The following is a 7,278-nucleotide window of genomic DNA, read 5'->3' as shown; positions in this document are numbered from 1 at the left end:
CCCGCTACGAGAAACGCGCCTGCATCTACCTCGGCACCGTCACCCTCGCAGCCCTCATCATCTGGCTCCGAACGTGATCCAAGAAACAGTGCCTAACAACGTCGCAACGCCGCGGCTGCTACCTTTTGCACCATTCGGCAGTCCGGGACAGCGGCAGGGAGCGGCGGTGCGCAGCGGCAACAGCCTTATCTCGGCAGGCGCGCGAGTGCTTGCCGTCTGCGTGGTGCTGTTCGGCCTCTTCCTGATGCATGGCTCGCCAGCCACCGCTGCCAGCGGCTGCTCGAGTGGGACGGAATCCGTCTCGATGCCCGGCCACGCTGCGGCGATGTCCCCGGAGGCAACCCACGGGCCGGCATCGGCGGTGGCCGGGCCCGGCAGCCATGCGCAGTCGTGCGTCTCCACCCCAGCGCACCGCTTCACGCTGCCCGCCGTTGCAGTGGGCGTCGTGGCCATCGCGGCATCCATGCTCGTACTGCAGCGCGGGCAGGTGCCCCGCGGCGACCGACCGCTGCGAGGACCGCCGGGCGGCCGCAGCCTTCTGCTCCAGGTGTGCGTGGCGCGGACCTGACAGGCACCCGTCAGGCCGGCCCCGGGGCCGGCCTGACACCCGTGCCCCGTCAACCCGCGCACCACGAGTATGGTGCGGCCACACCCGAAAGACCCTGAAATGACTTCTTGCGCTTCCCGCTACCGCCGACGCGGCCTCCTCGCCGCCGGCGCAACCGCCGTGCTCGCCCTGACGCTGGCCGCCTGCGGATCCGACAACTCCTCCGCGCCCGCCGCAGACCAGGCAGCCAAGCCGACGGCCTCCTCCCATGCCGGGCACGAGACCATGCCCGGCATGGACCACTCCGCCGGAATGGACATGAACCAGGCGGGCGCCAACGGGCTGTCCGACACCAAGCAGGGATACCGCCTCACCAGCCAGGACACGACACTGGCGGCCGGCAAGCCGGTCGCCTACCGGTTCGCGATCACCGGTCCGGACGGCAATCCCGTCATCGCCTTCGCCCCGGACCAGACCAAGCGGATGCACTTCTACGCCATCCGCTCGGATCTCAGCGGCTTCCAGCCCCTCCACCCTGCTATGGCGCCCGACGGCACCTGGACCGCCGACCCGGCGTCTCTTCAGCCCGGCAGCTGGCGCGTGTTCGCCTCGTTCATCCCCGACAGCGGTCCCCGCAAGAACGAGGACTTCGTCCTCAGCCGCACGCTCACCGTTCCCGGTGACGCTGCCGCCACCCCCCTGCCGGCAGCGGCCGCCAGCACCGAGGTCGACGGGTACACCGTCACCGTCAAGGGCGACCACACCGCAGGCAAGGCCGCCGAACTGACCGTGAGCGTCGCCAAGGACGGCAAGCCGGTGACCGGCCTGCAGCCCTACCTCGAGACCTACGCTCACCTGACCGCCTTCCACGAAGGCGACCAGGCGTTCGCCCACCTCCACCCGGAGACAAAGGTGAGCGGCAACCGCGGCGGTCCGGACCTGTCCTTCCACGCCGAACTGCCCGACTCCGGCAACTGGCGGCTGTTCCTCCAGTTCCAGAGCGGTGGCAAGCTCCACACTGCAGCACTGACTCTCCACGTAGCCTGACTCATCCGGGTGGGCTCACGGCGCGGCGACACCGTGAGCCCACTGGGAGGAGCCGCACAGCCCTCGCGCCATTACGCGCTCCGCAGCGGCGGCCGTTCCAACAACCGTGCCTCACGGCGCCGCAATTGCCACCGCCCCGTAAACAAACGTCAGGCGCCCCTCCGCCCGCCGGGGGCATCACGAACACCGTCGCGGTGACGTCGACGGCCGCCAGGGCGACGTCGACCACGGCGGCGACCCGGGCCCCATGCCGCAGCCGCGGCACGGGCGTATTGCTCAAGGAGGGGGTCGACGGCCACCCCGGAGGTGCGGATCGCGCTCGTCTTCCACCGGACGCGCAGCTGCGCGAGTGGCCGGGCCTTGGGCGGGCGGGTCTTGCGGGCGGCCATCCCGCCAGGTCCGCCGCGGGCAGGCGATGGGTCACGTCATGTCCTTCTCTGATGTCGGCGGGGCGGCGGATGGCCTGCACCGCCCAGTCGTAAAGGCCGGGCCGGCGGGTCCGCCCAGGCGCGTCCACTCTTCTGCCTCTGCCTGGAGGCAGGTGACCGCGGCCGCGATCGCGCGCGCCTGCAGGGTGGTGGTCGGTACTGGTCAGAACCTGCGCATGCTCGTCCGGCTGCGCTGTCGACCTGGGGAGAGGGACGTAGTGGCCTGATGAGTTCTCTTGGCCGAGCGTCGCCGGGCATACTCATTGGATGGCCGACATCGAGATCAGGGAAACCACCAAGGACGTTTTGCAGTCCTTGGCTGACGAGGCGGGGCTATCGCTGGACGACTACCTCGCGAGGGTAGCCGCTGAGAAGAAACGCGAGCGCGTGCTGGAGGCCGGGGCCGAAGCTTTCCGCAGGGTGATCAACGACCCGGCGACGGTCGCCGCGTTCGACGGCGAGTTCGGCGGGCATGCGCCCGCCGGGCAAGCTTCGCGGGCGGCGTAAACTGTGCCTGCCGAGTACTTTATCGACTACCGCTGGATCCTGGAGCGCCAGGAGGAGATGCTCGACGGTGATCTGGCGGTCAACGACTTCTCGGTCTTCGTCGGCATGGCCGCCCGTCACAGGGTCGACCCTCCCCGACACGACCAGAACCACCCTGACGCGTTCTGGCGGGCCGCGGTGCTCTTGGAGGAGTGCGTGCTCCTCCGCCCCCTTCCGGCACGGAGCGAGCTCTTTGGACACGCCCTCGCCGTCGCCTACCTGGAGATGCACGGTGAGCGCATCACTACGAAGTTCGAGGTCTGGCGCGACCTGATCAACGACATCCGCCTCCTGCGCGTGGACTCCTACGCCATCGCCAAGCAACTGCGCTCTTGGAGTACGACGTAGACCGAGGAGTGCAGGAGGTGGAGCCCTATTGTGGCTCCACCTTCCCAGCAACTGCGCCGGCCCCTGCGGCTTCGGCCTTCTTTGCGTCGTCCGCAGGCGGCGGGCGCGTGTGGTGCGGATGCGGCGCAGTGCGTCGAGTAGTTCGGGTGGCGGCTTCGGCGAGGTGGGCGGTGCCGAGGTGTCGTCCGGCGGGGGCGCAGATCTCGATCTCGTGGTTGTGGGGGCATGTGGCGGATGGGACACGCTTCGGCCGGCTTGGCCGGCCATCCATCCCGCGATGCAGGTGCGGCCGCGCCAGCGCACGCCGTGGCGGGTCAGCTTCCGCACCCGGCCCTCGTCCTCGAGCATCACCGCCCAAAGGGCGCTCCCGGGAACGCCGGAGAGCGGTGTCGGGTCGGCGTTCCAGGCAAGAGTCCGTCCAGCAGAGGTGTCACCGTGGCCGGTTTGTAGGTCACGTTCTAAATCCAACGCCGTTCCGCCGACCTGTCACTTCGCTGGACCGCCGGCTCGCTGCGGAGTTCGAGGGCGTCGCAGTGGTGCAGAGCCCCGAGACTGTGCGGCGTTTCAAGGAAGAAATCCTGCCCGGCCTCGACTTGGCAGACGCCGCGGCGCTGGCCCGTATCCAAGAGCGCTGGCAGCTTTCTGTGGATCCTGAGGGCGGCGAGCCCTTCCAGCGGCCGACACTGATCCTGACCGGCCTGCAGGACGAGAGCGTCGGCTGCTTCGACCAGTTCGCGCTGCTGCCGCACTACCCACTGGCGAGCTTCCCGGTTCTCGACGTAGCCGGACACAACCTGCAGATCGAACAGGCGGACCCGTTCAATACGCTGACGCTGGACTGGCTCGCCAGATCTTCTTCATCGCATGATTGCGGACCGCCGGGGCAAATGACAGAAACAGATTCCCGTGCCGACACAGGCTCTTGCGGCGCGGAACGTGTACCCGAGGAATGTGAACTCCGTGTGCCCGTGAGAGCCCCGGAGTTGTCCGTCTTGCAGTACACGTCCCCGTCTTGGCCGGATGCAGCTGCAGCCGCCGCCTCACCCGGATGTCATATCCGGGTGAGGCGGTGAGGTGGCTGTCAGCTGGGGTCGTAGGTGCGGAGTGTGTGCTTGTACGGGGCTCCGAGGATCGGGTCGGTGTACTGGCCGCCGTAGGTGAAGGGGTTGAGGGCGGCGAGTGCGGCCGCACCTCCGTCGAGGCGCGGGGTGACGGGCGTACCGCGGTTTGTGATGACCTGTCCGTAGTCGGTGTAGTAGTTGGCCCCGTTGACGGTGCCGTCGTCGGCGAGCTGGGCGGTGGTGTTGCGGGAACCGTCGTGCAGGAGGTAGCCGCTGGCGCCGGTGGGCTGGCCGTCGCCGGTGAAGGTGCGTGCTTCGGGGGTGCCGGGTATGAGGTAGGAGGCGGTGCCCGCGTCGGTGCCGTCCGCGCCGGTGTAGGTGTCGTTGGCGATGGTGTTGCCGCCGGGCTGGTAGTGGTACGCGATGGTGGACTGCTGTTCGCCCTCGCCGATCACCGTGGTCTTGCGGTTGCCTTCGGCCCAGTAGGTGTACGCGATCCGCTTTCCGTCGGGGGTGGTGACGCTCACCGGCTGCCGGAGGCCGTTGTAGGTCCAGGTGTTGCCGCGGGCGTCCTTGAGGAGGTTTCCTGCGGCGTCGCGTTCGAGTACGGTCTTGTTCCCGTCGACCGTGACGGACAGGAGCTTGCCGGAGGCGTCGGTCTCGTTCTCGGTCACGGTGGTGCGGGGGCCGTTGTCGGTGTGGCTGGTGGTCTCGGCGCGGGTGATGTCGCCCTTGGCGTTGAGGGTGTAGGCGGTCTCCAGGAGGGGGTTCCCCTTGGCGTCGCGGAGGTCGGAGTGGGTCAGCCAGCCATCGTCGTCGTAGCGGTAGGCGGCGTTCGTGGTGACCAGCTTGCCTCCCTCCAGTACCCGGCCTTCTTCATCGATCGCGGGACGGTGGTCGGTGCGGGCGTGGGCGATGAGCCTGTTCTCGTCGTCGTAGGTATAGGTGTAGGTGGACTCGGCGACTACTGTGCCGTCGGGGCGGGTGCTCTTCTCGGTCTTCGGCTGGTTGAGGTCCGTGTACTCGAAGCGGGTGGTGACGCCATTACCGCGCTCGATGGAGATGACGCGCCCCAGCGAGTCGTATGTGTAAGCGGCCTCCGCCATCGGAGCGCCCGTCGCGCTGGTCTGCTTCGCCGACTTCATGGTGCCGTCGGCGTTGTAGGTGTATTCAGTCGCCGCGCCGGCAGCGTCGGTGGCCGACGTCAGCTGTCCGAGGTTGTCAAAGGTCTGGGACAGGGTCTTGCCGTCGGGGTAGGCGACCTGGGTGACGTTGCCGTGGGTGTCGTACGTGTAGCTGATCTTCGTCGCCTCGGGGTCGTTCAGGTAGAAGACGGTGGCGATCAGTCCGTCGGAATTGTATGTGTAGCCGATCTGCTCCGTGTTCTTGCCGTCGGAGGCGGTGACCTGCGTGACGTGTCCCGCGGCATCGCGCTCGAACGTGGTCCTGGCGCCCCCGGGGCTGATCTCCTCCACGATGCGGCCGTCGGCATCGCGTCTGACCTCGCTGCCCGGGCGTTCGCCCGCTCCCTCATCCAGGGCCCTGACGGACGGGGCTCCTGTCAGGCCGTCCGCGGCTTCCTCAGCAGCCCTCGCCCCGGGCAGAGCGCCCGGCGCCGGCTGGACGGATTCCGGCATGGTGCTTGCAGCACTGAACGTCGTACGGGTAAGACCGCCGGGGAATTCAGCCGCAGCAACCTGGCCCGGGAGCGCCGCTACGGCAACTGCCGCGCCCATAGCCGCGAGCACCGACAGACGGGCCGCGTGTCGCTTTGCCAGCTTCATGTTTTATGCACCTTCGGTTTCGCAGTGGGCAGCAGGGCACCCGCCGAAGCGTGCTTCTGCTGTGATAGTCCCAGGGTCACAAGCACCCGGGCCTGCAACGATCGGTCAACCGGTCCACGAAGCGGACCAAAGTGCACCGGCGGGCAGCCCGTCCAGCACGAACACGGGACGGGGACGGGATGCAGGGATTCATCCACCTGTCCCACGGCTCTGCCGGAGCAGCCGGGGCTGCGACCAGAGGGAACACGGCACAGCGCAGACGCGGGCGGGCGGTGCGGCGCCCGCAGAGCGCCCGACAGCCGCCGCAGAGCCGCCGTCTGCCTCGGCCTGGACGTCGGCAAGACCACGCATCACGGTCACGGGCTCACCCCGGCCGGGAAACAGGTCTTCGACAAGCCGATGCCCAACAGCGAAAGACGATCGCCGAGCTGGAGATGATCGTCGGGTTCGACGACGACCTGGCCGATCGAGGAACTCCTGGACGCCCACCCTCTTTCGAAGGTCCTGCCGTCGATGCCGGGAGTCGGCGTCAGGACCGGAGCCCGCATCCTGATCGAGGTCGGCGACGGCAGCACCTTTCCCGACCGCCGACCACCTCGCCGCCTACGCGGGCCTTGCTCCCGCGACCCGCAGTTCAGGGTCGTCGAACGCCTCCGGCTGGACCCCGCACACCGGCGGCGGCGTCGTGGACGCTGGCGGCGGTGACGGCGACGACCGGTAGGACGCCGAGCCTGTCGGTGACGATGTGCCGCTTGCGTCCGATGATTTTCTTGGCGGGGTCGATGGCTTGGCTGGTCAGGGGGACGGTGGCGGAGGTTGTGATGCTCTGGCTTTCGATCAAGCAGGCGCTGGGCTGCGCTGGTGCGGCCTTCCGCCTGGCGGACCTTGCCGCTTAAGAAGCCGGTGAGCTGGTCGAAGATACCGTCGGCCTCCCAGTGGGCGAAGTAGCCGTAGACGGTCTGGTGGGGTGGGAAGTCATGGGGTAGGTAGCGCCAGGGGATGCCGGTGCGGTCGGCGTAGAGGATGGCGTTCATCAGGGCGCGCAGGTCGTGGGTGGGTTTGCGGATGCCGTTGCGGGCCTGGCGCCATGCTTCAAAGGTGGGGCGGATGAAATCCCAGCGGGCGTCGGACAGGTCGCTGGGGTAAGGCCGTGAGGGCGCATGATGCCTGCGTATGCGGTGGCGGCCAGCCTGAGCAGGGCGTGTGCGGGGGTGTTGGGTGCACAGGGAGGTGCGTTCTCAATCTCGCGTGAACCGGTAGGTTCCTAAATGAGACGGGAGCTTTTGTAAGGAACCCGGCACATAAGTGGTCGGCTGATTGCCGCAGAAGCCGTTTTTCCGGCGCTTCGCTTGATTCGGTGCTCGTGTCTGACCGCTCAAAAATCGTCATGAACTATTCGATAGGCGAACCAATCGCTCACTTAGAGGGCGTTTGATCTAGGCGGATTGCCGCTTATGCCCTAGTAGGTTCCTCGCCAGGTTGGTGTGGTCTCGTCCGTTATGCGCTTGGCGAGATTG

The 7,278-nt window shown here is 67.9% G+C and carries 6 protein-coding genes and 2 pseudogenes; 6 read left to right on the top strand and 2 right to left on the bottom strand.

All coding sequences use genetic code 11. From position 1 onward, the window contains the following. Positions 1-166 precede the first annotated feature (166 nt). From ACFZBD_RS34910 to ACFZBD_RS34890, 5 genes are all read left to right on the top strand, one after another. Positions 167-568, top strand: a complete 402-nt coding sequence (locus ACFZBD_RS34910) for a hypothetical protein (protein WP_391147720.1) — start codon at positions 167-169, stop codon at positions 566-568. 99 nt (positions 569-667) lie between these two features. Then, positions 668-1,594, top strand: a complete 927-nt coding sequence (locus ACFZBD_RS34905; protein ID WP_391147719.1) for a hypothetical protein — start codon at positions 668-670, stop codon at positions 1,592-1,594. A 695-nt stretch (positions 1,595-2,289) separates the two neighbouring features. Continuing rightward, complete coding sequence (locus ACFZBD_RS34900) at positions 2,290-2,529, top strand: antitoxin MazE7 (protein WP_391147717.1); 240 nt, start codon at positions 2,290-2,292, stop codon at positions 2,527-2,529. 3 nt (positions 2,530-2,532) lie between these two features. Next, positions 2,533-2,916: a toxin Doc gene (locus tag ACFZBD_RS34895; protein WP_391147716.1), complete on the top strand. Its 384-nt coding sequence runs from the start codon at positions 2,533-2,535 to the stop codon at positions 2,914-2,916. Between the two features lie 533 nt (positions 2,917-3,449). Further along, complete coding sequence (locus ACFZBD_RS34890; RefSeq protein ID WP_391147714.1) at positions 3,450-3,989, top strand: alpha/beta fold hydrolase; 540 nt, start codon at positions 3,450-3,452, stop codon at positions 3,987-3,989. 8 nt (positions 3,990-3,997) lie between these two features. Here ACFZBD_RS34890 and ACFZBD_RS34885 read toward each other — a convergent pair whose 3' ends face one another. After that, positions 3,998-5,614: a hypothetical protein gene (locus tag ACFZBD_RS34885; protein ID WP_391147713.1), complete on the bottom strand. Its 1,617-nt coding sequence runs from the start codon at positions 5,612-5,614 to the stop codon at positions 3,998-4,000. 612 nt (positions 5,615-6,226) lie between these two features. Here ACFZBD_RS34885 and ACFZBD_RS34880 point away from each other — a divergent pair. Beyond that, positions 6,227-6,407 (top strand): annotated as a pseudogene (locus ACFZBD_RS34880) (transposase); the annotation flags it as partial. Between the two features lie 24 nt (positions 6,408-6,431). Here the strand turns inward: ACFZBD_RS34880 and ACFZBD_RS34875 are convergent. After that, positions 6,432-6,936, bottom strand: a pseudogene (locus ACFZBD_RS34875) (IS5 family transposase); the annotation flags it as partial. Between the last annotated feature and the right edge of the window lie 342 nt (positions 6,937-7,278).

It is taken from the genome of Streptomyces sp. NPDC008121 (assembly GCF_042957155.1).
Taxonomy (GTDB): domain Bacteria; phylum Actinomycetota; class Actinomycetes; order Streptomycetales; family Streptomycetaceae; genus Streptomyces.
This window is presented reverse-complemented; position numbering and strand designations above follow the sequence as displayed.